The following is a 22,965-nucleotide window of genomic DNA, read 5'->3' on the forward strand; positions in this document are numbered from 1 at the left end:
ATCTGTGTCTTATTCCCTTATGTAGGCCAATTTGATCCAGAACACAAGTAGAACAAATTAATCTTAATCCCGGGCTTAGCCCTCAGAATTGCCCTGAACCAGGGTCAGCTCGGCTTTCACCCGTTCCGCTAATTGCGGCAAGGTGAAGGGCTTGGGCAGGAAGGAAATTTCCAAATCCGAAGACAAGGTGTGGGAGAATTGCTCCTCCGCATAGCCGGAAATGAACACCACGCGCGCATCGCCTAACAGCTCGCGGCCTTTCTCCAACAAGCCTGGCCCATCAAGGCCTGGCATCACCACATCCGAGATCAGAAGATCAAAGCCTTGCGGGTTATCCTCCAGGATCTCCAGCGCCTCTTCCCCGTCACACGCCTCCATCACCTCATAGCCGCGCTTGGTGAGGGTTTTGGCGGCAATGGCGCGCACCGCGTCTTCATCCTCCACCAACAAAATGCGCCCGCGCCCAGCCAGATCAGCCGGTTTGACCTCAACCGGGGCGGCGGCCTTGTCTTGGATCTCTTGGGCCTGTTCTTCCTTACTCGGAATATGTTCAGGCAGATAAATCGTGAAGGTCGTGCCGACATCAATCTGGGAGGACGCAAAGAGGAAGCCGCCGCTTTGCTTGACGATGCCATAGACGGTCGCAAGCCCCAGACCTGTGCCCTGGCCCGCGGGTTTGGTCGTGAAGAAGGGCTCAAAAATCTTGCCCAAAGTGGCGTCATCCATCCCGCAGCCGGTATCGGTGACATGAATGGCGAGCCAGCGCCCTTCCTTGGGATCAGGGGCCCCTGCCTTGGCCACATCCTCGCTGGTGAGGCTTTCGGTGGTGATCGTCAACGTGCCACCACCCTTCTCACGCATGGCGTCCCGCGCATTGGTGGCAAGGTTCATGATGGCGTTTTCAAGCTGGGTTTTATCGGCGCGTACCAGCGGCAAATCACGGCCATGCTTAAAGTCCAAACGCACGCTTTCTTCCAAAATCTGGCGCAGCAAAATCGAGAAATCCGACAAGGTGTCAGAGATGTCCAAAGTCTCCACCCGGAAGGTCTGCTTGCGCGAGAAGGCCAACAGCTTTTTGACCAGACCCGCCGCGCGATTGATGGCCGAATTAATGGTTTGCAGCTCTTGATAGGAGGGATCGCCCACCGGGTGACGGCCCAACAGCTCATCAACATTCAAGCGCATCGCGGTCAGCAAATTGTTGAAATCATGCGCCACACCGCCCGCGAGCTGACCAACGGCCTGCATCTTGGCGGCTTGGGAAAACTGACGCTCTAACTCTTTCCACGCGGTGATATCCACCACATAGGCCACGCGTTTACCTCCGCGCGCCGGCGCAAGATAAAGATGCACATCGCGCAGATCAGCGCCCGCCTTCAAGCGCATCTCAACCGGCTCGCCTCTGCCTGCGAGCGCTGGCGCGAAGGCTTCATCCGCAGACTGACCATTTGACCAATCGAACAGATCCACGAAACGACTAGCGGGCAAGGCCGCCCCGCCGGTTAATTGCAACAAGGCCGGATTGGCGTCTTCCAAAAGGGCCGATTCTGGATCAGCCCCATCCATACGCGCCACGCCGAAGGGGGATGCGGCAAACATCTCATCAAAGGTACGCCCGGCCTTGCCCGTCATCGGCGCCATGGCCTGCGCCACACCGGGAGGGGCCCCAGTCGATGACAGACCATAGACCACCACGCGCGCGCGCGGTGGACGGGCGTCATCCCAATCAATGATCAAGGTAACCGGGCTTTCCACGCCTTCACGCGCCAAAATCCGTGCATCCAGACGCGTGACCTCATCTTGGCCCTTGGACTTGGAAAAGACCTTTGCGCCATCCCCGGCCAGGAAGTCTTTGACCTTTAAAACCGCATCCGCGCTGACCCCCAGCCAGGTGCGCAAAGTGGCATTAGCGGCCAGAACCCGGCCCTCGCCATCGGCCATGAAAAGCCCGACCGGCGCCAACTCGGCCCAATCCTGGGACAGTGTCGAGGTTTCATCCTTGGCTTCAACAAAGCGCCAAACCGCCCCGCCCGCCATCGGACGGATATGGGCTTGATAGACCTGCGCCCGGCCATCGCTGAGCGTGATGGGACCGAGAACTTCGATACGCGATTCCTGATTGGCCCCAGCTTTGGCCAAGCGATAAATCGCTGAGCTGGCCGCGCCCGCCCAGATGCGATCCGCCGACGGCGGGGTCAAAGATGCGCCCAGATTGGCCGCTTGATGGGCCAAAGTGCGATAGGCGGCATTAGCCCAGCGCGGCTGTCCGCGCTCATTCGTCACCAGAACCGGATCGGGCAAAGCCTCCAGCGCGCCAAAGGCCAGCGCCGATTGCCCTCCCGCTTCTTTCGCGGGGCGTGTACCGAGGAAGCGTGCCGCTGCCTCCCCTGCTGCCAGCGCATAAAGCAGAAGGAAGGCGACAAAAGCGACCCCTGCGAGAAACACAAAGCCATGCCAACCCGCACTGCTGGCGGCCATCACCGCGACGCCCGCCGCGGCGAGCGCGCCCAGGCCAGCGGCCCAGAACACAATGCGAATGATCCGGTTAAGGCTCGGGGCGGGTTGAGGAATAGTGTCGGTCATGGGTTGTGGATCCCGATTTATGGGCGATTGCACCGCATCATCCCAGCGGATGGTATCGCGGCGGCGGAGGACATCGCTATCGGATGGCTGGGTCATAGTAGAAATCCCCATGGGCGCTGGGCGTGATTCGTTAGTTTAAGGTTAACGCATTTTAGCGCGACTTGTCGCGATCTCTTCGCCCTTTCGCCAGGCTCATCACATAGCCGATGATCTTGGCGACGGCCTTATAATGAGTTTCCGGGATCAGCTCATCCAGCTCTGCACTGGCGTAAAGCGCTCGCGCTAAAGGCGGATCTTCAACGATAGGAATGTTGTGCTCCTCGGCGATCTCACGAATTTTCAGCGCAACCTTGTCCACACCTTTTGCCAAGCACACCGGCGCCGGGGTCTCGCCCTGCACATATTTTAACGCCACAGCATAGTGGGTCGGGTTGGTCACGACGACGCTGGCTTGCGGGACATTGGCCATCATCCGGCGTTGCGAGCGCTCCATACGGATCTGGCGCAATTTCGCCCGGATCAAAGGATCGCCTTCGGTATCCTTATATTCGTCCTTGATCTCGCGCCGGGACATCTTGTTGCGCTCAGTAAATTCATGGCGTTGGAAGAGATAATCGGCCCCGGCGATGATCGCATAGACAATCAAGGCCGCGATCATCAACTGAATGGAGGCTTCACGGATAACGCCCAGGATCGAGCCCAAATCGACGAGCGCCATCACGGCCAGCTCGTCTTGCTTAGGCCATAACACCAAGGTCATAGCCGCCCCGACCAAGGCGAGCTTTCCCAGACCTTTTAAGAAATTCATCCAGCCTTGCGGGCCGAACATCCGCTTCATGCCTTCAGCGGGGTTAAGCTTGGACAGCTTTGGCTCCAGCTTGGAGGGCGTAAACATCAAGCCATGTTGGACGAAATGGCCCATCAGGCCCGCCACCAGCAAGGTCAAAAAGGCAAAGGCCACCAAAATGGCAATGCGAATCCCGGTATCCTTCACCAGCTGAAGCGCCGCCCCGGGATCCAGGCTCAACGTGCCGGCATTGGCAAAGAACAAGCGCAAATCCAGCGCCATCGCCCGGCTGAGCCCTGGCACCATGAAGGCCAAGATCGCCAAACCGGCCGCGAGTAAAAACCAGCCCGAGATTTCCTGGGATTTGGGAACATCGCCCTTTTCCTGCGCCTGCTGCAGCCGGCGCGCGGTGGGCTGCTCGGTCTTTTCACTCTTATCTTCCTCTGCCATCGCGCCCGCCTATTCCAACGTGGCCGCGAAATGCTCAAACCGCTCCATCCAGGCCAGGCTCATCGCGCCCAGCGAAATCGCGAGAATGGCAAAGCCCAATAAGATATTGAGCGGCATCGCAATAAAGAAAATCTGGGCCTGAGGCATCAGCTTGGATAGCACCCCTAAGCCCAGATAGAAGATCAAACCAAACACCACCAAGGGCGAGGCAATCTGCAAGCCCAGGGCAAAGCAATCCACAAACAGGCCCAGCGCCCATTCCGCCGCATCCTGCATCATCGGGGCCTCACCCGCCGGCATCAAATCATAGGAATGGGCCGCGGTTGTCAGCAACATATGATGAAGGTTGGAGGAAAACAGCAGCAGCATAAAGACGATATTCAAAAACGCCGCCGGTAAGGCCCCTTGGGAATTTTGCGTCGGGTCAAAGGACTGCGCCATCGCCAAACCGGTTTGGTAGCCGATGACTTGACCGGCAATGGCCGCAACCGACAAGAAAAACCGGGCCGCCGCACCAATGATCAGCCCGATCAAAACTTCATAGATCAACAGCGCGATAAAGGCCGAAAACACTTGTGGTTCTGCGGGTAAGCGTGAGGCCACGACCGGGCCAATGGCCAGCGAAAAGGCCAGCGCGAAGGACAGGCGTATGCGCGGCGGCACCCCGCTTTCGGCAATGCCGGGCAGCAACATGACCAACGCGCCCATGCGTGCAAACACCAGGCCCGCCACAAATACCCAATTGGTTGGATCAAAGGCCGGTAGATCCATGACTAGCCCGCGATAATACGATCAGCGATGGTATTCATAAAGGCACTGATCAAAGCCCCCATCAAAGGTAGGAACATCAAAAGCGCCACAAAAATCGCGATAATCTTCGGCACGAACACCAAGGTCATTTCCTGAACCTGGGTCAGGGCCTGTAACAGGGCAATCACCACACCAATGACCAGGCCCACAATCATAATCGGTGCGGACATGGCCAGCATGACCCAGATCGCATCGCGCGCAATATCGAGGACTTCTCCGCCCGTCATGATCAACCCTTCTGGTGATTCGTTTGGATAATATTAACACATCAGTAAGTTTACCGCTGGCCCTAGATCCGCAAAGATGGTGATAATGAACAAATAGACTGATCTTACGGGGAGGTAGATCATGACGTTAAAGCTTTTATTGTCCGCCAGCGCGGGCGCACTCTTGCTGGCGTGCTCACCGCAAAATACCAATAGCGCAGAGACTTCAGCGACTTCTCAGCCCGCAGCCCAGAGCCAAGAGGCGGTGGAAAGCGTTGAGACGCAAAGCGAAAGCGAGCGTTTGAACGCTTGGTTCCAGGCCATCTTTGAGGAAGACCTCGCCGAATCGCCAGAACTGCAAACCTATCTGAATATGGTTAGCGAGCCCGCTGCCTATGGTCAGTGGGATGACAACTCTGAAGCGGCCTTCAATGCCGACCTTGAGCAAACCCGCGAGCGTCTGGCCGCAATGCGAAGCCAGATTGACTATGATGCGCTGGATGAAACCGCGAAAATCTCTTACCGCTTCTATGAGTTTGTCGCCGAAGATGCGATCCGCCAAGGCGAGTTTTGGGATCACAATCTGATCTTCACCCAATTCTTTGGCCCTCATACGAGCATGCCAACCACACTGATTGGTCTGCATCAAGTCAATAATATGGACCAGGCAGAGGGCTATGTATCTCGCCTCGAAGGCTTGGGGCCTAAACTGCGCGTTTATATCGATCAAGCCGATGCGCGCGCCCAAAATGGTATTTTGCCACCAGCCTTTGCCTATGAAACCATTATCAACACGGCACGCGGGATGATCACCGGTGCGCCTTTTGATGACAGCGAGACCGCTTCGCCTTTATTGGCGGACTTTGAGGGTAAGCTGGAAAATCTCGACGCCAGTGATGAACTTAAAGCCGATTTAAGAACCCGTGCGCGCCAAGCCCTCGAAACCAGCGTTAAACCCGCCTATGAATATTTGATCGAAACCATGCAACGCCATGAAGTCATGGCCGATGGGCGCAATCAAGGGGCTTGGGCAATGCCACGGGGCGAAGCCTACTACCAAGCGCGTTTATCAAACTACACCACAGGCTTGGATCTCAGTGCCGATCAAATCCATGAAACCGGTTTGGCCGAAGTTGAACGCATCCATGGCGAAATGCGCGACATCATGGCTCAAGTCGGCTTTGAAGGCACAGTCCAGGACTTCTTCGCGCATCTGCGTGAGAGTGATGAATTCTACTATCCCAACACCGATGAAGGGCGCGCGCGTTATCTCTCTGAAGCTACGGCCAAAGTGGACGCTCTGATGGAAGCTGCGCCGAACTATTTTGCGACACTGCCCCAAGCCGAATTGGAAGTGCGTGCGGTTGAGCCCTACCGTATCGAAACCGCCACAGGGGCTTTCTATGAAAGCGGTGCGATAGATGGCTCGCGTCCAGGCGCATACTATATCAATTTGGCCAATATGCGCGAAGTTCCCGTCTATCAAATGGAGACGCTGGCCTTCCATGAAGGTGCGCCTGGTCACCACTTCCAGTTATCTATCGCTCAAGAGCTTGAGAACATTCCAATGTTCCAAAAGTTCACCGTATACTCAGCTTATGCTGAGGGTTGGGCCTTGTATTCAGAATGGCTGGGTAAGGATATGGGCTTCTTTACAGATCCGTATCAAGACTTTGGCCGCCTTTCCTATGAGGTTTTCCGCGCCGCACGCTTAGTTGTTGACACCGGGCTTCATTCAAAAGAATGGAGCCAGGAACAAGCCATCACCTATATGTTGGAAAACACGCCCATGACCGAAGGTGACATTACAAACGAGGTCCGCCGATATACCGTATGGCCGGGTCAGGCGGTGTCTTACAAAGTTGGTATGATGACCATCCAGAACCTACGCACACGCGCAGAAGAAGCGTTAGGCGATGACTTTGACATTCGCGAATTCCACGATGTCGTGCTGACCAATGGCTCTGTACCATTGAGCCTGCTTTCTGACATGGTTGACGATTATATTGCTGAAAAACAAGGGTAATCTCAAAAAGGTTCTCTCATGATCAAAACACTTTTATTAAGCGCCAGCGCCCTGTGCTTGGTCACACTGCCTGCGGGAGCCCATGAGGGCTCCCATTTTCTTGCCAGCATCAATGCTGCGCAGCAAACTGCGAGCCTGGAAACCGAAAGTGATCGGTTAAATTTGTGGTTCGAAGAGGTGTTCGAGGCCAATATCGCCCGTTCGCCCATGACCCAGACTTATCTGGGCCGCAAAACCGCCTATGATCAGCTTGATGAGAATACGGATGGGGAAGCGCGCCTGAGCTATGAGCTTAATCAGGCTTTCGCTGAAGAGATGGTCGCGACTTTCGATTTCGATGCCCTCGACACCCAGGCCCAGCTGTCTTATCGCCTGTTCCAATATGACGCCGAGCAATCGGCCCGCATGTGGGCGTTCCGCGATAATGGCTATATCTTCCAGCAATTCTCAGGTCCACAGACCGGTCTTGCCACCTTCTTGATGAACCAGCACCGCATTGATGATGTCAGCGATGCTGAGGCCTTTATTGCGCGTGTCGTCGAAATTGAGCGCGTGATGGGCGAGCTATTGCCGCGCTTTGAGGCCCGCTTTGAGGCCGGTGTTTATCCTCCGCGCTGGGTCTATGGCAAAATGATTGAGACCGCGCGCAATGTCATCACGGGGGCCCCCTTTGATGACAGCGCCGAGGATAGCCCTCTGCTCGCCAATTATCGCGGCAAGATCGAAGCCTTAGAGATTTCCGATGAGGACAAAGCCCGCCTGATCAGCGAAGCTGAAACGGCGATGCGCGCGCATTTCCTGCCCGCCTATCAACGCATGATCGCGACGTTTGAGCGTCATCAGGAAACCGCCTCCAGCGATGATGGGGTGTGGAAACTTCCTAATGGTGAAGCCTATTACAATGCGCTGCTCCACCAATATACCACCACGGATATGAGCGCCGATGAGATCCATAATCTGGGCCTGGCCGAGATGGATCGCATCCATGGTGAAATGCGCGCGATCATGGCCCAGGTGGGCTTTGAAGGCAGTCTGCAAGACTTCTTCGAGTTTATGCGCACCGACCCGCAGTTTACTTATCCCAACACCGATGAAGGGCGCGAAGCCTATCTGAGCGAGGCAACCCGCATCATTGATACGATGCGCGATACCCTGCCCCAGGTGTTCAATACCTTCCCAGAGGCCGCGTTAGACGTGCGCCGGGTAGAGCCTTTCCGCGAAGGGGCCGCCGGTAAAGCCTTCTATCAACGCCCGGCACCCAATGGGTCACGTCCGGGGGTTTATTACGCCAATCTGCGCGATATGACCCAGATGCCGACCTATCAGATGGAGGCCCTGGCCTATCACGAGGGCATTCCCGGTCACCATATGCAGCTGGCTATCATGCAGGAACTCGACGGCATTCCGTCCTTCCGTAAGTTTGGCGGCTATACCGCCTATACCGAAGGCTGGGGGCTTTATAGCGAATACCTGCCTAAGGAAATGGGTTTCTATCAAGACCCCTATTCAGACTTTGGCCGCCTCGCGATGGAGCTATGGCGCGCCGCGCGTCTGGTGGTCGATACCGGTATCCATGCCAAGCGCTGGACCCGCGAAGAAGCGATCCAATATCTGGTTGAAAACACGCCCAATCCAGAGGGCGATTGTATCGCCGCGATTGAGCGTTACATCGTCTATCCCGGCCAGGCGACGGCCTATAAAATCGGTATGCTGGAAATCCTGCGCATCCGCGAAGCCGCGCGCACTGAGCTGGGCGAGGCCTTCGACCTCGGCGAATTCCACGATGTCGTGCTGGCCAATGGGGCTGTACCCCTTGCCGTGCTGGAAGAGCTGGTTCAGGCCTGGGTCGAGGATAAAAAGGGCTAACCTTCTCTCTTGGCTTAAACATCAAACCCCGCTTCGATGAGGCGGGGTTTTTTGTGCCTTTTTTTATCCTCACTTCGCTGTGGGCGGCCTTTGGCCTAGCGAACCCTTTGGGTTCGATCTGGACCCCGGATCAAGTCCGGGGCCGCGATGTGCTTAAGTATTCAGCCGGGTTCCCGGGCGAGCAACGCGCTCATATAGGCGATAGCCGGTAGCGCACAAAGCGCAGCGCAGAGCCGGGATCCATAAATTGCCAAATGCTGCGCGCCAGCGATGATGAAACCTTAAACTGTCATCCCCGACTTGATCGGGGATCCATGCCGTGAGCGTGACGATTATTCTGCTCGACCAGAACCAAGCTCAACCCGTCCGGCAGGGACCCCAAATCAAGTTTGGGGTGACATTGTCTCAGACACATCCTCGCTATGCTGCGGGCGGCCTTTGGCCTTGCGGGCTGTCGCCCGATTTGTCCTCCCCTGCTTTAGCGGGGGAGGTGGTCCGTAGGACCGGAGGGGGCGTCACTCGCTGAGCTATTCACAAAGCTCTGTCATCCCGGACGAACTTCAGTGAGATCCGGGATCTATTGAGTTTGCCAGTAAAGTACAGAGATCCCCGATCAAGTCGGGGATGACAGGCTGCATGCAGTCATGAAGATGACGACTGGAAAGCCATCTCAAGCCCTTAAATCGGCATGCGCAGGATTTCTTGATACGCCTTGATGACCTGATCGCGCACGGAAACGACGGTTTCTAATTGCACTTCAGCCGCGGCCATCGCGGTCACAACATCCACTAAATCCGATGTCCCCATCGCATAACCATTGGAGAGATTTTCCGCCGATTGCAGCTGGCTTTCGGCCGTATTGACCGCATTGCCGACCATGGCCGCAAAGTCCGCTGCTGGATGATCATCCGCACCCGAAGGCGCAGAGGGGCGCGCCGCCTGTTGCGCGGCCTGAGCATAAGCGCGAAGGGCTGTGGGATCGAGCGCCATGTCCTACTCCATCTCCGCTATTCTAGCGGGTTAAAACACTTAGCGACGCAACAGATCGAGCGTGCGCTGCATCATCTGGCGGCTAGATTCCACCATGTTCAAATTGGCCTCATAGGTGCGATTGGCTTCGCGCATATCCATCAGCTCCACCAAGGTCGAGACATTAGGATATTTGACATAGCCTTCGCCATCGGCTGCCGGGTGGCCGGGTTGATATTCCAGACGGAAATCAGACTGATCGGCCTTCACATCGGTCATGCGCACCACTTCCAGGCCCGTGACCCGATCCAGCTCGGCCTCAAATACCGGGACCTGACGGCGATAAGGGTCTTCATCTGCGGTGCGCCCGGTGGATTGCGCATTGGCGAGGTTTTCCGCGATGATGCGCATGCGCGAAGATTGCGCGCGCAAACCGGCAGCGGCCAAATGCAAGGTATCGTCAATCTTACTCATGATAGGCTCTCCCTAGCTTAACCGGCCGGACCACGCGCCGCCGTGCGCAGCATATTGAGATTCTTCTGGTAAAGCGTCAGCGCAGTTTCAAACGTCATGCGCGCTTCGACCTGGCGCACCATTTGCTCTTCCAACACGACCGAATTGCCATTGATGGTGGTTTCGCTGTCGGGGCTGGCTTCGGCGGTGTAAACGCGTTGGCCGCCATCCGGCCCAGCGATATGCATGGGATGGGTGCGCATCACATCCACCCCGGCGCTGGGACCGCCGACATTGCTCAACACACGCTCAAACTCGCTGCGGGTGATATCTTTCGGGGTGAAGTCGGGGGTATTGGCATGGGCCACATTTTCCCCGATCAGGCTTTGACGCTGCGTGCCGTATTGCATCGTTTGATGCAGCACGCGCATAACCGATAGATCGTCGATACTCATGCATCCCTCTCCTCTGGCTTTCCAGAGATGGCTTGACGCGCGAATGGACCTGATTTTTAGGTCACATGGCCTGAGACGAATCGTTGTCCACAAGCCAATATTAACCTTCTACCCATTTTCCTTAACAAGCCCTTAACCTTCATCGCGAGTCGGTTTAACGCTCAAGCCCTAAGATGTGTGGTGGCTCGGTCCCCGGCACATTATTGTGGTTGAGGTGTGGATAAGGCCCGCTGACATGGATATGCTCGATCTGGCGCGATATATCGCTGGGCTTTTGATTATATTGGGACTTCTCGCTGGCTTCGCCGTGGCTTTACGCCTGATGGCAGCGCGCGGATTATTACCCGGTGCTTTGGCCCTAAACCGGCAAAGCCATAAACGTATGGCGGTCCGCGAAAGCTTGATACTGGATCCGCGTCGGCGCGTGGTCATCGTGCAGATTGATGATCGTGAGCATATCCTTTTGCTCGGCCAACACAGCGAGCAGATCTTGGCCGAGCGCGCGGCACCAATTGAACCCGACCCTCCCGAAGCCTGCGATGAAAACGCGACGCCGCCCCCCCAATCTGGACCCCGGCCCAGCTTCAGCGAAGCCCTCAAACAGGTGTTAAAAGGACGCGCGCAATGATCCGCCCTGCCCTTAAATATCTCATCATGCTGGGCCTGGCCGTGCTCGCGGGCCTCATCTTGATCGAGCCCGCCACGGCGCAGCAATTGAGCCTGGATCTGGGCGATGGCAATTCACTGACCCGCCGGGTGGTGCAGACAATTGCGCTGGTCACCGTGCTCAGCCTGGCCCCTTCGATCTTGATCATGACCACCAGCTTTGTGCGTATCGTTGTGGTATTATCCCTGCTGCGTACTGCCATGGGTTTGCAGCAAAGCCCGCCCAATGCCGTCATGATCAGCCTGGCCTTGTTCATGACCGGCTTCATCATGGCCCCGGTCTTCACCCAGGCGTATGAGCAAGGCCTACAGCCCTATTTCGATAATGAGATCGAGCTGGAAGACGCCTTCACCCGCACCGCAACACCGGTCAAAGACTTCATGCTGTTGCAAACGCGCGAAGATGACCTGGCCCTGTTCTTTGATCTATCGCAAACCCAGCCGGAAAACCCCGAAGCGACACCGTTATGGATCATCGCGCCCGCTTTCATCATTTCTGAATTACGCCGCGCGTTTGAGATTGGCTTTTTGCTGTTCATCCCGTTTTTGATCATTGATCTGGTCGTGGCCAGTATCTTGATGTCCATGGGGATGATGATGCTGCCGCCGGTGGTAATCTCCCTACCGTTTAAGCTGATCTTCTTTGTGCTGGTCGATGGCTGGCGTTTGGTGGTGGGAAGCCTCATTCAGAGCTTCCAGAACGGTGCCCCACCCACGCCTTAAGCCGGTTTAAGTCGCGCTCTCTTGAAAGCGGGTGGCGAATTCGGACATAAAGGCGTCCAAGCCCTCCACCGTCGCCAAATCATTGACCATATCAACCAGGCGCGTATCGCCCGCAGCAATGCTGTCACTGGCCAGGACCGAGAAGGCTGAGGCCTCTGCCGTCTCACCCATGGCGCTGGCATAGCGCGTTTGCAAGCGATTGACGCTGGCCCGGTCGCCGGCCAAAGAAAACGCAATGGCCGCGCGCAGCACATCATGGGCTTCAACCTCGCTCAGGGGCTCACTATCCTGCCAGCGATCCCCCAATAAGGCTTCCAGGCGGCGTCCCGCTTGATCCCATTCGCGCTCATCCCAGGCAATATCCGCGCGCATGCGGAAGGCATTACGCGAGGTATCGCCCTCTAATAATTCCAGCGCATGATCGGTCCGGCCCAGCTCGGCCAGCGCGCGCGCTTCCAGCACCCGGCGCTCATCAACCACATCGCGTGGGATACCGGCCACACGCGTGGCCCGGATCGCACTGATCGCTTCTCCGGGACGATTATCCATCAAATAAATCACCGCCAAATCTGCAGCAATCGTCGCCTTGGCCTGAGCGGGCATGGAGCGTTCATCAATTTGATATTGCAACAGCTCTGCGGCCGGTTCCAACAAATCAAAGGCCACCAAGCGATCGGCAAGACGGCGCAGCATGCGATCGCCTTCCGAGCCCACAGGGGTCAACGCGCTATATTCATAATAGAGCGCCAAAGCCTCGATCGGATCGAGGGTACTGGCTTCATCTTCCAAAAATAGGCGGCGGAAAATCTCATCCATATCCAGCGTCATGCGCCGGGTCATCGGCCCGTCTTCATAGCGGGTCTGGGCAATGGACAAGACCTCTAAGGCTTCGGCATAGCGCCCAGCCTGACTATATAATTGACCCAATAACCGGGTGGTTTTCAGCTCTGTCGCATCACCGCGCCAGCGAAAACGTAAAGATTCTAAGGCGTCCACCCCTTCATTGGGCGTTATTCGCCCCTCATCAATCTCAATCTGGGTTTTATACAGCAAAGCCTCAGCCTGGATCGGCATCCAGGGATGGGTACTCAACCGGTTCAGGCGCCGGATCGCCGTGTCTATCTGGCCATTGGCGGCTTCTAAACGCGCCGCGATCAGCTCAGCCTCGGCCTGGGTCTCCAGATCCGGATCATCGACCTGGATCTCGGCTAATAATTGCGAGGCGACGATCAGATCATTCGCCTCCAAAGCCGAGCGCGCATGGGCGACGCGAAACTTCGCGCGCCATTGCGGCTCATAAAAATAGATCGTATCCGCGCCCGCTTCGAAATGACGGCGCGCTTCGGGCCAATCATTGTTTTGCGCCGCCATTAAGCCCCGCCAGATCTGCGCGGCGGGATCTGTACGCAGGCCCGGTTCATTAAAATACTCTTCAGCGTCTTCCACGCGGCCCATCTGTAGGCTCGCGGCCCCTTGAAGAGCGCGCAACGCCGGGTCCGTAGCCAGGCGTTGGTCCTTATCGAGCGCAATTTGCGCCGCGCCCAGGGCTTCGGCGGCCAGCCCCCAGCCCATGTAAAATTGCGCCAGTCCCAAATAATCACGCGCCTCATCACTCTGTGCGACATCGCGCATCAAGGCTTGCTCGCCGGCCAGATAGCGCCGATTGCCGCGCCAGCGGGCAAAGTCCAAAAAGGCGGGCGAGACTGGGCGAGCTACACTGGCCCCCCCACCCGATACCGCCTGACGCGACAGGGCCAGCCCCCCTGGCCGCGTGATAATCGCGCCCTGCTGTGTTACCTGCATCACCACATCATCAGCCAAGGGCAAGACGGCCAGCCCATGGGTGGAGGGCAAGATTTGCGCTTCGATATATTGGCGGCGCGATAAGACCCCGCGCGTTTCACCATTTCCGGTGAGGACCAAAATATCATCGCCCACAATCGGGTCCGTCAAACGGCGCACGCCATGCGCACCGGCAAAATTGATCCGCAGGCGCGCAGGCTCACCAATTTGGTCTTCACGGCGGATAACCATCGGCTGGGTCGGCGCATCCAGCGCCTGGGTCAAATGTATCATCCAGCGCGCATCCTGATGGCTGACCTCCACCAGGGTTGAGGGGGAAACCATGATTTTCGCTAAAGCATAATCTTCGCCGGTTTGGGCGCTAAAGCCGCGAATATGCTCGCGTCCGCCTGCGCCCAACTCGGCCAGGTCCAGCCCCGCAGGAACATCAAACACCACCCACAAATCATCCGCGCGCCGGAAGACGGCTGCGCCGGGCAGCGCAGCGAAAGGAAAGCTGATCGTGACATCTTCGCTGGTAAAGCGCGCCTCGGCACGCACCACGCCACTTTCAGGTAAGAACGTGTCGGCCTCAGCGGCGGGTTCATCAATGGCTTCAGGGATCAGCGCGGCGGGTTGGTCGGCCGCACGTGCAGCCGCCTCAGCTTGACGCGCAGCCTCTTGCTCTGCGGCAAGGGCCGCCGCCGCATCGGCCTCACGCTGATCGGCATAGCGGTTAAGCGCCTCGATCACGGCTTCGGTGGAATTAGAGCTGTCATCGCGCACATCAAACATCACCTGGCCTTCGCCATCGCGCACGCGCGGGCTCATGCCTGGATCCATCTCGAAGGTCAAAGTCAGGGGGTCGGTGCTGTCGACTTGGATGCGCTGAATGCGTTGAGGCGGATTGGCGCGCAGATCGCGCAGATCAATATTGGCCCCCCGCGAAAAGGTCAGCGTAACCTGATCATCGCTGACATCACTCAAGGAATAGGTCACCGCTTGCGGCCAGAAAAATTCGATCCGGGTATAATCGGGGGCCGTGCCCAGGCGATAGGTAACATCTAAAAGCGGATCACGCCGGTTTGCCGCTTCCGCAGCGCGCTGGCGCGCAGCCTCCGCCGCGCGGCGCTGCGCCTCCACATAGGGCGCTGTTACCTCTGGCAAGGGGGCCATGCCGGGCATCAACAAATCCAAGATCACCAAATTATGCGAGACCTGAATGCGCGGTTCGATCTGTCGATTGAGCGCTAAGCGCAACACCTCCCCGCCTTCATCAAAGCGCCCGCCGGACACCAGATCCGGGGCCGCTTCGCGGATCGCTTCAGGATCAGCGCTCATCGCATCGGAAAACCGCACCAATAACACACTGCCCGCCACGACCTCGGCCTCTGCGGTGATGTCCCCGCCCTGGGCTTCAGGATAAGCAAAGGTTAGGCGCGCCGCCGCACCAATGCGCTCGACTTGAAGGGTCACCGGCGTTTGGCCATGCGCCAACGCCCCGAAAAGGGTAATCATTAGCCCCAGAATAAAGATGAGGCCCGCGCGGGCCGGTTTAGCCAGCGCTATCCTCAAGGCGGGCCTCCAACTCAGCAGCGGTGTCAGGCGGGACGGAGCGCTGGGCCAGACGCGCGGTCAAGGCCGCCGCAAAGCGCGGCTCCATTTCCGCCATGATCGGCGCCAGCTTATTCGTCGCCATGCGTTCAGCCACCAACAACAAAGTATGCTCATCAAGCGCGGCCAGGATGGGGGCCGACTGGCCTGGATCCATCCGGCCATAAAGATCAACGATCCTAGTGACCTCCTGCTCTCGGCGCTCATCAAGTTGGCCCAGCAAAACCTGCACTTCATCGCGCAATTCACGCAAAGCCACGACGCGCTCATCCACGCGCTGCTCGGTCGCCAACAACAGAGATTCGCGCGTATCAAGGGCCTGGGCGCGTTGATCAATTTCGCGCCGGCGCTCAGACAGGCGGCGTAAAACCTCTAGCTCAGACTGGGTAGCCCCAACACGATCGGCAAAGGGATCGCTAACCGGGCAATTGGCGAGAGGATCCGCTGAAGGTTGGGCCTCGACCGGTTGCGGGATTTCACTGACCTCAGCGCCATGGCTGTCGGCGGTTTGTGCGGGTTCGTCATGGCTCTCATCGCCATGCTGGGCCGTTTCGGCGGCCTCAGCCGGAGAAGATATTAAAGCCGTGACCCCATCCACAAGCCAAAGGGCTTTTAATCCTAAAAGCCCCACCAACAACACGGTGATTACGGCAAGCGGTCTTACACCCGGCATCATCGCCTCCTAGCGCATCGCCTTGAGCGCATCCAGCAAGCGCGCGCTGGCCTCATCGCCCTCGGCGCGCTCTTTAAAGTCGAGATCTTTAGGCGCAGGCCGGTCTGGACGGCGCGGTTGAGACAAACGCTCGGCCCGGCGCTCCGCCCCATCGCTTAAAAACGCCAATTCTTCAGACAAAGCCTTCGCGCGCGCCACCTCGTCTTGAAGGCTTTGGCCCTGGGTCTTCGCCGCACGATCTAGCGCCGCCAGACTGGCGCGCGCGCGATCAACGGCCGCATCCAAGTCTTCCACAGTCTGCTTAATACCGTCTTGACCGGAGCGTAGCGCTTTCAACTGGCGATCCACGCGCCAACACATCACGATCGCAGAGATCAGAAGAAGGGCGATCAAGCCTTCAAAAATCAGCATGGCAAAACTCATGATGAAACCATCCCCAGAACAGCGTTACGCGCCGAAGGCTGTAGCGGCGCATCCAAGCGAATTGCTACGTTGTGCCCGATTCGCCCCATTCGCCCCGTGGTTAATTTCACGCTTCCACAACGAAGTTCAATTTCACCATCTGGCCCATTGTCCAGCATCAAGGTATCGCCCACTTTCAGCGACATGACCTCGCCCAAGGGACGCTTTAATTCATCAATAACTGCATTGACTTGCATCTTGGTTGACCACAATTCGGTCGCCAGGTGGCTCTCCCAGATATTGTCGCGCCCAAATTTCTCGCCCATGAATTGTTGGAGCAGCATTTTGCGGATGGGTTCCAAAGTCGCATAGGGCAGCAAAAGCTCAATCCGGCCACCGCGATCTTCCATATCAATCCGCAGCTTCACCAAGATCGCCGCGTTCGCTGGCCGGGCAATCGCGGCAAAGCGCGGATTGGTCTCAACCCGATCAAGGGAGAAATCAACCTCTTTCAAGGGCGCAAAGGCTTGCTTGGCATCCCCGAGCACCACCTCGATCATCCGCTGCACGAGAGAGCGTTCGATCGTGGTATAGGGCCGACCTTCGATCCGCATCGCCGAGGTCCCGCGCCGCCCACCCAGCAACACATCCACAATCGAATAGATAAGGTTCGAATCAACCGTCAAAAGACCATAATTATCAAGCTGTTCAGCGCGAAATACCGCCAAGATTGCCGGCAGCGGGATCGAGTTGAGGTAATCACCAAAACGGATCGAGGAAATATTATCGAGCGAAACCTCAACGTTATCAGAGGTGAAGTTCCGCAAAGAGGTCGTCATCAAACGCACCAGGCGGTCGAAGACGATCTCCAACATCGGCAGGCGCTCATAAGAGACCAGCGCGGAGTTGATGATGGCACGAATACCCGAGCGCTCATTGGCATCATCATCAGAAATGGAGAAGCCTAAAAGGCTATCAATCTCATCCTGATTGAGGATCCGCTCTGGGCCTTGGGGCCCTTGCGGGCCGGACATCCCATCATTATCACCAACCATCGCCTCCCATTCGGAGGCGAGCGCATCCCCGCTGCCATCATCCATGCCAATGGAATCAAAGTCAGGCTGACCGCCCGCCGCAGCGGCTTCCCATTCGGCGGCTAAGGCATCCTGATCGACATCATCAGACATGATGGTTGAGATTTCCTCTTCTCTTAAGACTTCGTTATTGAACGAGCTGATTGACAATCAACACTGATTCGACCCTTTGCGGGGCCAATACCAGATTGACCCGACGCAGCAATTCCAGTCGCAAACGATGCGAACCCGCTGAGCCATAAAGATCCTCAGGACGCAATTCGCGCAGGAACATCATGTATTGATCAACAACTTGCGGCATACGCTCTTCCAAAGTCGGGACCAAATCAGGGCTGGTGATTTCCAAAGACAAGGTCAGGGCCAAAATCTGCGGACGCCCATCGCCGGTATTCATATTCACCAAAATCGGCTGCATCTCATAAAAATACGGGTGATCCCCGCTGGCCCCGTGACCATCACCGCCGCCGCCATGAGCGTCATCCGATCCATGCCCACCAGAACTGGCCCCATGACTGTCCGCACTGGCACCATGACCGTCATCAGACCCATGGCTATCCCCGCCACCGCCATGGCCATCATCGCCTTGTTCGACATGAGCGGGATCTTCATGACCGCCCTCATCCTTCTTACCACTGAAGAAGAGGAGAAAGACCGCCACACCGACCAGCAACAGGATAACAACGCCCAGACCCCCGAAGATGATCATCTTTGGGGGGCCTTTCTTTTTCGCGCCTTCCTCGCCCTCTTCACCCTCTGCGGGCGCTTCGGCTTCGGCTTCTTTCTTTTTATCGGCCATGGTCACATAACCCTTGCAGGCTCATCGCTTTAGATAAGATGAGTTAAGCGCTTTGAAGTTAACGTTTCGTTTGGACTAGTCACGAGTGGGCATTTTTTTCCGCCCCGATGCGCGAGCCTTACCGTCTTTACCTAGATTCGCGAAGCCCCCTCGCGCAAGCCCTTGAAATTTATAAGCACCACATCTGGCACCCTCCTTGCGATGGTTAAGGCGAATTGGCCCGCGCACAACGCTCAGGCCTCGCCAACTTGGTCAAAACGACGGAGGCGAATGTGGATAATGCAATGCTGATCGGGCTGTCGCGCCAGATCACCCTACGCCGGGCCATGGATATCACGGCCAATAACATTGCGAACGCCAACACGACCGGCTTTAAAGCCGAGCAAATTCTCTTGGAAGAAAACCCCTATACACCGGCGCGCCATCAAGATGGACCACGCCGCCTGCAATATAATGATGAATGGGGTGTGGGCCGCGATTTCTCCCAAGGCCCCTTAACGCCCACGGGTCGTCCGTTGGATTTCGCGCTGGAAGGCGAAGGCTTTTTCACCATAGAAACCGATGCCGGTGTGCGCTACACCCGTGATGGTGCCTTTACCCTCAACGCCCAAGGCGAGCTGGTCGCCAGCGATGGCGCGCGCGTCCTTGATGAAGGCGGCAGCCCGATCTTACTCGACCCCGAAGGCGGACCGATCAGCGTCACAGTGGATGGCGAGCTTGCCCAAAACAACGCTCCCATTGCCCGTCTTGGCGTTGTGACCTTTGAAGATTTGGGCGTGTTAGAAAAAGTGGGCTCGAACCGCCTACGCCTGCCTGAGGGTGAAGGCGCTGAACCTCAACCCATGACCGATACGAAAATTCTGCAAGGCATGACCGAAAGCTCCAATGTTCAACCCATTATGGAGCTAACGCGGATGATGGAGGTGAGCCGCGCCTACCAATCCGTCACCCGTATGATCCAACAAACAGATGAGCTTAATCGCCGCGCGATTGAGCGTCTCGGCCGCGCCTAAGCGGGTAAAGAGGAGTGATATAACATGAGAGCGCTCGCGACAGCCGCCACCGGGATGCACGCCCAGGAACTGAATGTGGAGGTTATCTCCCACAATCTCGCCAACATGAACACGATCAGCTTCAAGCGCCAACGCGCTGAGTTTGAAGATCTGATCTATCAAAACATGCAAAGCGCGGGGGCGAACTCCTCGGACAGTGGTACAATTGTACCCACCGGGGTTCAGGTCGGTTTGGGCGTTCAAGCGGGCTCCATCTATCGCAATTACGAACAAGGCTCGATGGAAGAAACGGGTAATAAGCTCGATCTGGGCATTTCCGGACGCGGCTTCTTCCACGTCCAGCTTCCCAACGGACAATCAGCCTATACCCGCGCGGGTAATTTCGCCGTCAGCCCCGATGGCTTATTGGTCACCCAAGACGGTTACCAGGTGATGCCCGGTATCACCATCAATAATGAAGGCCGCGAAATCGTCATCAATAAAGAAGGCCAGGTGCAGATCCTGGTCGATGGCGATCCAGCCCCACAGCTGGTGGGACAGCTGGAATTGGTGACCTTTGTCAATGAAGGCGGCTTGACCGCGATTGGCGATAACCTGCACCTGGAAACAGCCGCCTCTGGCGCGCCGAATACTGGCATTGGCGGTCAAATTGGTTTTGGTACAGTTCGTCAGGGCTTTATCGAGCGTTCTAACGTGGATGCGGTCACCGAAGTCACCGCCCTCATTCAAGCCCAACGCGCCTATGAAATGAACGCCCGGGTCATCTCTGCCGCCGATGAGATGATGGCCGCTTCCTCGAACCTTCGCTAAGGCTAAGTAAATGATACTGCGCGCTTTTGTTGTGATTTCATGCCTAACACTGGCCCCTCTGGGCAACGCCCTGGCCCAAGGCGAAGATCAAACCGTTTACAATGTGATCTTGAAAAATCGCATCGAAGCGCGCGGCGATCAGATCACACTGGGCGATGTGTTTGAAAATGCGGGCAGTGCGAGTGATGTGGTCATCGCCAGCGCCCCTGAACCGGGGCAAAGCCTATCGCTTGACCCAATCTATGTGAAAAACCAGGCCCGCCATAACAATCTGTTCTGGTCGAACCCGACGGATCTGTTGCGCATCACCGTAGAGCGCCCTTCGCGCACCATTTCGGCCAATGACATCACGACTTTGATCAGCGAAAGCCTCTATATGGAGACCGGCGATGTCTATGAGGTGAGCCTGTCGAACCGCACCCTCACCCTTCATGCGCCCCTCGATAGTTCGGCGAGCGCTAGCCTGTCGGATCTCAGCCATGATCCCTATTCTGGCCTGTTACGCGCCACACTGACCGCCTATCCTGGCGGGCCTGAAGTTCAGGTTTCAGGACGCGCCTTTGCCACCACACAAGTCCCTGTCCTTCAACGGTCTTTAAGCCGGGGTGATATTATCTCTGCGGGGGATATCGACTGGGTTTCCATGCGGGTTGATCGCCTGCCCAGTAATGCCATTCGCACGGCAGAGGCCCTGATCGGACGCCAAGCTCAACGGGTGCTGCGCGAAGGGGCGCCTTTGCGAGAATTTGACATCGCCGCGCCCACCGCGATCAAGCGCGGGGAAACCATTCCTATCATGTATCAAGCCGGCGCGCTGGTTCTGATCGCCCAGGCGCGCGCCTTACAAGATGGCGTGGCGGGTGAGCGTATCCGCTTCGTCAATCTCCAATCCAATCGCACCATCGAAGCGCTGGTCACCGGACCTGGACGCGCTGAAGTTGGCCCCTCCACCTATGCCCAAGGACGCACACTATGACCTCGTCTCGTCTTTTCCGATTAAGCCTGGGTGTAGCCGCAGCGGCACTTTTAAGTGCCTGCGCCACCACCGATCGCCTGCGTGAAGTGGGGCGCGCACCAGAGCTGTCTGAGATTGATAACAGCGCCGCCCTGTATGGTCGCCCCACACCCCAGACGGGCGATCAAGCTCAAGCCGAGCATGACCAGCTGCGCCAGCTCGCTCAATTGCGCGGAATTGCTCAGGCCCATCAAGCCGCCGCAGGGGCCAATTCACTGTGGGTCAATAATGCGCGCTCCTTCTTTGATAGTCCGCGCGCCTCACGTGTTGGCGACATTATGACGGTCAATATCGACATTGCCGACCGCGCCCAGGTCTCGAACACCACCGCGCGCTCACGCACCGGATCAAATGAAAGCCAGCTGAACAATTTCTTTGGCGGCGGTGCAGCCCTGGATCGCTTCTTCCATGATAGCTATGATCCGGCGAGCGCTTCGGGCTTTGGCTCCTCCACCAGCTTGAATGGCACGGGCTCAGTCAACCGGACCGAAACCATTCAGCTGACCCTAGCGGCAATCGTGGTGGAAGTGCTGTGGAACGGCAATATGGTGATCCATGGCCGCCAGGAAGTGCGCGTCAATAATGAGGTGCGTGAGCTTCTCATCTCCGGTATTGTCCGCCCGCAAGATATTGCTGCGGACAACACGATTGCCCACACGCAAATTGCCGAGGCCCGCGTGTCCTATGGTGGTCGCGGCCATATCTCTGACATGCAGCGCCCGACCATAGGACAAGAAGTTTACGATATTCTATGGCCTTTCTAGCCTGGCCCGATCTCAGCGCGGCCAAACTCCTCTATAGCTATGCCTATGATGGGCTGGACGGTAAAAAAGTCACCGTCCAGCAATTGGGCCGTGTGATTATTTTCACTTTCACCGGGCGCTATGGGCTCGATGATAGCCAGACCAATGTGCCCAAAGTCGTCGAATATGCCCGCGCACCGGGCATTGACGGCATCGTGTTTAATTTTCAGCACACGCATTTTACCCATACTTTGGCGCAATTTCGCGACCTCGCCCAAACCCTGGCGCTGGCCTATCCTGCCCATCTGCGTGTGGCCTATACAATCGGGCCTGGATCTTTGATCCATGTCCTGCAAATGACGCGGTATTTGCGCAAAGAAGGCGTCAATGTGGGTATTCGCCCCTGCATGGTCACCGCGCTGGGCTTTGTTCAGGGTCAAAGTAAAATGAGCAATAAAAAGCCCGGCAGAGCCGGGCCTAATGTTCAGTCGTAAGAAGATAAAGATAATCTCTTAATCGTCGCGGTGGACCCGTTCAGAACGCTCATGACGCTCCTGGGCCTCAATGCTTAATGTCGCCACAGGACGTGCATCCAAACGCGCTAAGCCAATGGGCTCACCGGTTTCTTCGCAATATCCGTAGGTGTCTTCGTCAATCCGGCGTAATGCCGATTCTATTTTCGAGATCAATTTGCGTTGGCGATCACGCGCGCGCAATTCCAAAGAGCGATCGGTCTCGGTTGAGGCCCGGTCAGCCAGATCCGGCAAAGCGCCCAAATCCTGCTGCAATGCTTCTAAGGTAGATTTGCTCTCGCGAAGGATTTCATCCTTCCACGCCAATAGCTTGCGGCGAAAGTATTCTTTCTGCCGCTCATTCATGAAGGGCTCATCGTCGTTTGGACGATAGCCTTCGGGCAGTTCGATCTCGGAATCCGACGCGCTCATGCGACCGCCTCCTCTTCAAGCCCATTGCCCCCAGCGAAGCCGGGCGAGAATATCCACGCAAGATCATCTGTCAACGCGTGTGCAC

At 57.0% G+C, this 22,965-nt stretch carries 22 protein-coding genes; 9 read left to right on the forward strand and 13 right to left on the reverse strand.

The window, feature by feature from the left end; translation table 11 throughout:
- Nucleotides 1-75: 75 nt before the first annotated feature.
- The 4 genes from H151_RS0100290 to fliQ are packed head-to-tail and all read right to left on the reverse strand — an operon-like array spanning nucleotide 76 to nucleotide 4,857.
- The gene (locus H151_RS0100290; RefSeq protein ID WP_019959613.1) at nucleotides 76-2,679 is read right to left on the reverse strand and encodes a hybrid sensor histidine kinase/response regulator; all 2,604 of its coding nucleotides are present in this window, start codon (nucleotides 2,677-2,679) and stop codon (nucleotides 76-78) included.
- A 55-nt stretch (nucleotides 2,680-2,734) separates the two neighbouring features.
- On the reverse strand, nucleotides 2,735-3,820 hold the full coding sequence (gene flhB, locus H151_RS0100295; RefSeq protein WP_019959614.1) for a flagellar biosynthesis protein FlhB: 1,086 nt from the start codon (nucleotides 3,818-3,820) through the stop codon (nucleotides 2,735-2,737).
- 9 nt (nucleotides 3,821-3,829) lie between these two features.
- Nucleotides 3,830-4,591 carry a flagellar biosynthetic protein FliR gene (gene fliR / locus H151_RS0100300; RefSeq protein WP_019959615.1) on the reverse strand — a complete coding sequence of 254 codons (762 nt, stop codon included), beginning with the start codon at nucleotides 4,589-4,591 and terminating at the stop codon, nucleotides 3,830-3,832.
- Between the two features lie 2 nt (nucleotides 4,592-4,593).
- Nucleotides 4,594-4,857: a flagellar biosynthesis protein FliQ gene (gene fliQ, locus H151_RS0100305; protein WP_019959616.1), complete on the reverse strand. Its 264-nt coding sequence runs from the start codon at nucleotides 4,855-4,857 to the stop codon at nucleotides 4,594-4,596.
- 121 nt (nucleotides 4,858-4,978) lie between these two features.
- Between fliQ and H151_RS0100310 the strand changes: the two genes are divergently transcribed.
- Complete coding sequence (locus tag H151_RS0100310; RefSeq protein WP_019959617.1) at nucleotides 4,979-6,862, forward strand: DUF885 domain-containing protein; 1,884 nt, start codon at nucleotides 4,979-4,981, stop codon at nucleotides 6,860-6,862.
- 18 nt (nucleotides 6,863-6,880) lie between these two features.
- Nucleotides 6,881-8,728 carry a DUF885 domain-containing protein gene (locus H151_RS0100315; RefSeq protein WP_019959618.1) on the forward strand — a complete coding sequence of 616 codons (1,848 nt, stop codon included), beginning with the start codon at nucleotides 6,881-6,883 and terminating at the stop codon, nucleotides 8,726-8,728.
- A gap of 678 nt (nucleotides 8,729-9,406) precedes the next feature.
- On the opposite strand, the gene H151_RS0100320 is transcribed toward H151_RS0100315, so the two are convergent.
- The 3 genes from H151_RS0100320 to H151_RS0100330 are packed head-to-tail and all read right to left on the reverse strand — an operon-like array spanning nucleotide 9,407 to nucleotide 10,605.
- Nucleotides 9,407-9,718, reverse strand: coding sequence for a flagellar hook-basal body complex protein FliE (locus tag H151_RS0100320; protein WP_019959619.1), 312 nt, complete (start codon nucleotides 9,716-9,718; stop codon nucleotides 9,407-9,409).
- A gap of 39 nt (nucleotides 9,719-9,757) precedes the next feature.
- Complete coding sequence (flgC, locus tag H151_RS0100325; RefSeq protein ID WP_019959620.1) at nucleotides 9,758-10,171, reverse strand: flagellar basal body rod protein FlgC; 414 nt, start codon at nucleotides 10,169-10,171, stop codon at nucleotides 9,758-9,760.
- Between the two features lie 17 nt (nucleotides 10,172-10,188).
- Entirely contained in the window at nucleotides 10,189-10,605 is a 417-nt protein-coding gene (locus H151_RS0100330; protein WP_019959621.1) for a flagellar basal body rod protein FlgB, read from the reverse strand.
- A 235-nt stretch (nucleotides 10,606-10,840) separates the two neighbouring features.
- Here H151_RS0100330 and H151_RS16725 point away from each other — a divergent pair, with 235 nt between their 5' ends.
- Both H151_RS16725 and fliP read left to right on the forward strand, forming a co-directional pair.
- Entirely contained in the window at nucleotides 10,841-11,233 is a 393-nt protein-coding gene (locus H151_RS16725; protein ID WP_019959622.1) for a FliO/MopB family protein, read from the forward strand.
- On the forward strand, nucleotides 11,230-11,994 hold the full coding sequence (gene fliP, locus H151_RS0100340; RefSeq protein ID WP_019959623.1) for a flagellar type III secretion system pore protein FliP: 765 nt from the start codon (nucleotides 11,230-11,232) through the stop codon (nucleotides 11,992-11,994). The genes H151_RS16725 and fliP overlap by 4 nt, the downstream gene beginning before the upstream one ends.
- Nucleotides 11,995-12,000: 6 nt before the next feature.
- On the opposite strand, the gene H151_RS0100345 is transcribed toward fliP, so the two are convergent.
- Genes H151_RS0100345 through H151_RS0100365 form a run of 5 tightly spaced genes read right to left on the reverse strand, consistent with a single transcriptional unit; the run spans nucleotide 12,001 to nucleotide 18,355 of the window.
- Nucleotides 12,001-15,351, reverse strand: coding sequence for a tetratricopeptide repeat protein (locus H151_RS0100345; RefSeq protein WP_156823320.1), 3,351 nt, complete (start codon nucleotides 15,349-15,351; stop codon nucleotides 12,001-12,003).
- The gene (locus H151_RS16730) at nucleotides 15,332-16,063 is read right to left on the reverse strand and encodes a MotE family protein (protein ID WP_019959625.1); all 732 of its coding nucleotides are present in this window, start codon (nucleotides 16,061-16,063) and stop codon (nucleotides 15,332-15,334) included. The genes H151_RS0100345 and H151_RS16730 overlap by 20 nt, the downstream gene beginning before the upstream one ends.
- 9 nt (nucleotides 16,064-16,072) lie before the next feature.
- Nucleotides 16,073-16,486, reverse strand: coding sequence for a DUF6468 domain-containing protein (locus H151_RS0100355; protein WP_019959626.1), 414 nt, complete (start codon nucleotides 16,484-16,486; stop codon nucleotides 16,073-16,075).
- Nucleotides 16,483-17,652 (reverse strand): flagellar motor switch protein FliM, encoded by a 1,170-nt coding sequence (fliM, locus tag H151_RS0100360; protein ID WP_019959627.1) that lies wholly within the window; start codon nucleotides 17,650-17,652, stop codon nucleotides 16,483-16,485. The genes H151_RS0100355 and fliM overlap by 4 nt, the downstream gene beginning before the upstream one ends.
- Nucleotides 17,653-17,686: 34 nt before the next feature.
- Nucleotides 17,687-18,355 carry a flagellar basal body-associated FliL family protein gene (locus H151_RS0100365; protein ID WP_019959628.1) on the reverse strand — a complete coding sequence of 223 codons (669 nt, stop codon included), beginning with the start codon at nucleotides 18,353-18,355 and terminating at the stop codon, nucleotides 17,687-17,689.
- A 272-nt stretch (nucleotides 18,356-18,627) separates the two neighbouring features.
- On the opposite strand from H151_RS0100365, the gene flgF reads away from it, so the two are divergent.
- From flgF to H151_RS0100390, 5 genes are read left to right on the forward strand one after another with little or no spacing between them, the layout of a single operon-like run.
- A complete protein-coding gene (gene flgF, locus H151_RS0100370) occupies nucleotides 18,628-19,368 on the forward strand; it encodes a flagellar basal-body rod protein FlgF (protein WP_026353736.1) in 741 nt (246 codons plus the stop codon).
- 24 nt (nucleotides 19,369-19,392) lie between these two features.
- Nucleotides 19,393-20,178, forward strand: coding sequence for a flagellar basal-body rod protein FlgG (flgG, locus tag H151_RS0100375; RefSeq protein ID WP_026353737.1), 786 nt, complete (start codon nucleotides 19,393-19,395; stop codon nucleotides 20,176-20,178).
- A 10-nt stretch (nucleotides 20,179-20,188) separates the two neighbouring features.
- Nucleotides 20,189-21,154 (forward strand): flagellar basal body P-ring formation chaperone FlgA, encoded by a 966-nt coding sequence (gene flgA, locus H151_RS0100380; protein ID WP_019959631.1) that lies wholly within the window; start codon nucleotides 20,189-20,191, stop codon nucleotides 21,152-21,154.
- A complete protein-coding gene (flgH, locus tag H151_RS0100385) occupies nucleotides 21,151-21,957 on the forward strand; it encodes a flagellar basal body L-ring protein FlgH (RefSeq protein WP_019959632.1) in 807 nt (268 codons plus the stop codon). The genes flgA and flgH overlap by 4 nt, the downstream gene beginning before the upstream one ends.
- Nucleotides 21,945-22,430, forward strand: a complete 486-nt coding sequence (locus tag H151_RS0100390) for a hypothetical protein (protein ID WP_019959633.1) — start codon at nucleotides 21,945-21,947, stop codon at nucleotides 22,428-22,430. The genes flgH and H151_RS0100390 overlap by 13 nt, the downstream gene beginning before the upstream one ends.
- A gap of 18 nt (nucleotides 22,431-22,448) precedes the next feature.
- Here the strand turns inward: H151_RS0100390 and dksA are convergent, their stop codons facing one another.
- Nucleotides 22,449-22,880, reverse strand: coding sequence for an RNA polymerase-binding protein DksA (gene dksA / locus H151_RS0100395; RefSeq protein ID WP_019959634.1), 432 nt, complete (start codon nucleotides 22,878-22,880; stop codon nucleotides 22,449-22,451).
- Nucleotides 22,881-22,965 lie beyond the last annotated feature (85 nt).

The sequence above is a fragment of the Woodsholea maritima DSM 17123 genome, assembly GCF_000382325.1.
Lineage (GTDB): Bacteria > Pseudomonadota > Alphaproteobacteria > Caulobacterales > Maricaulaceae > Woodsholea > Woodsholea maritima.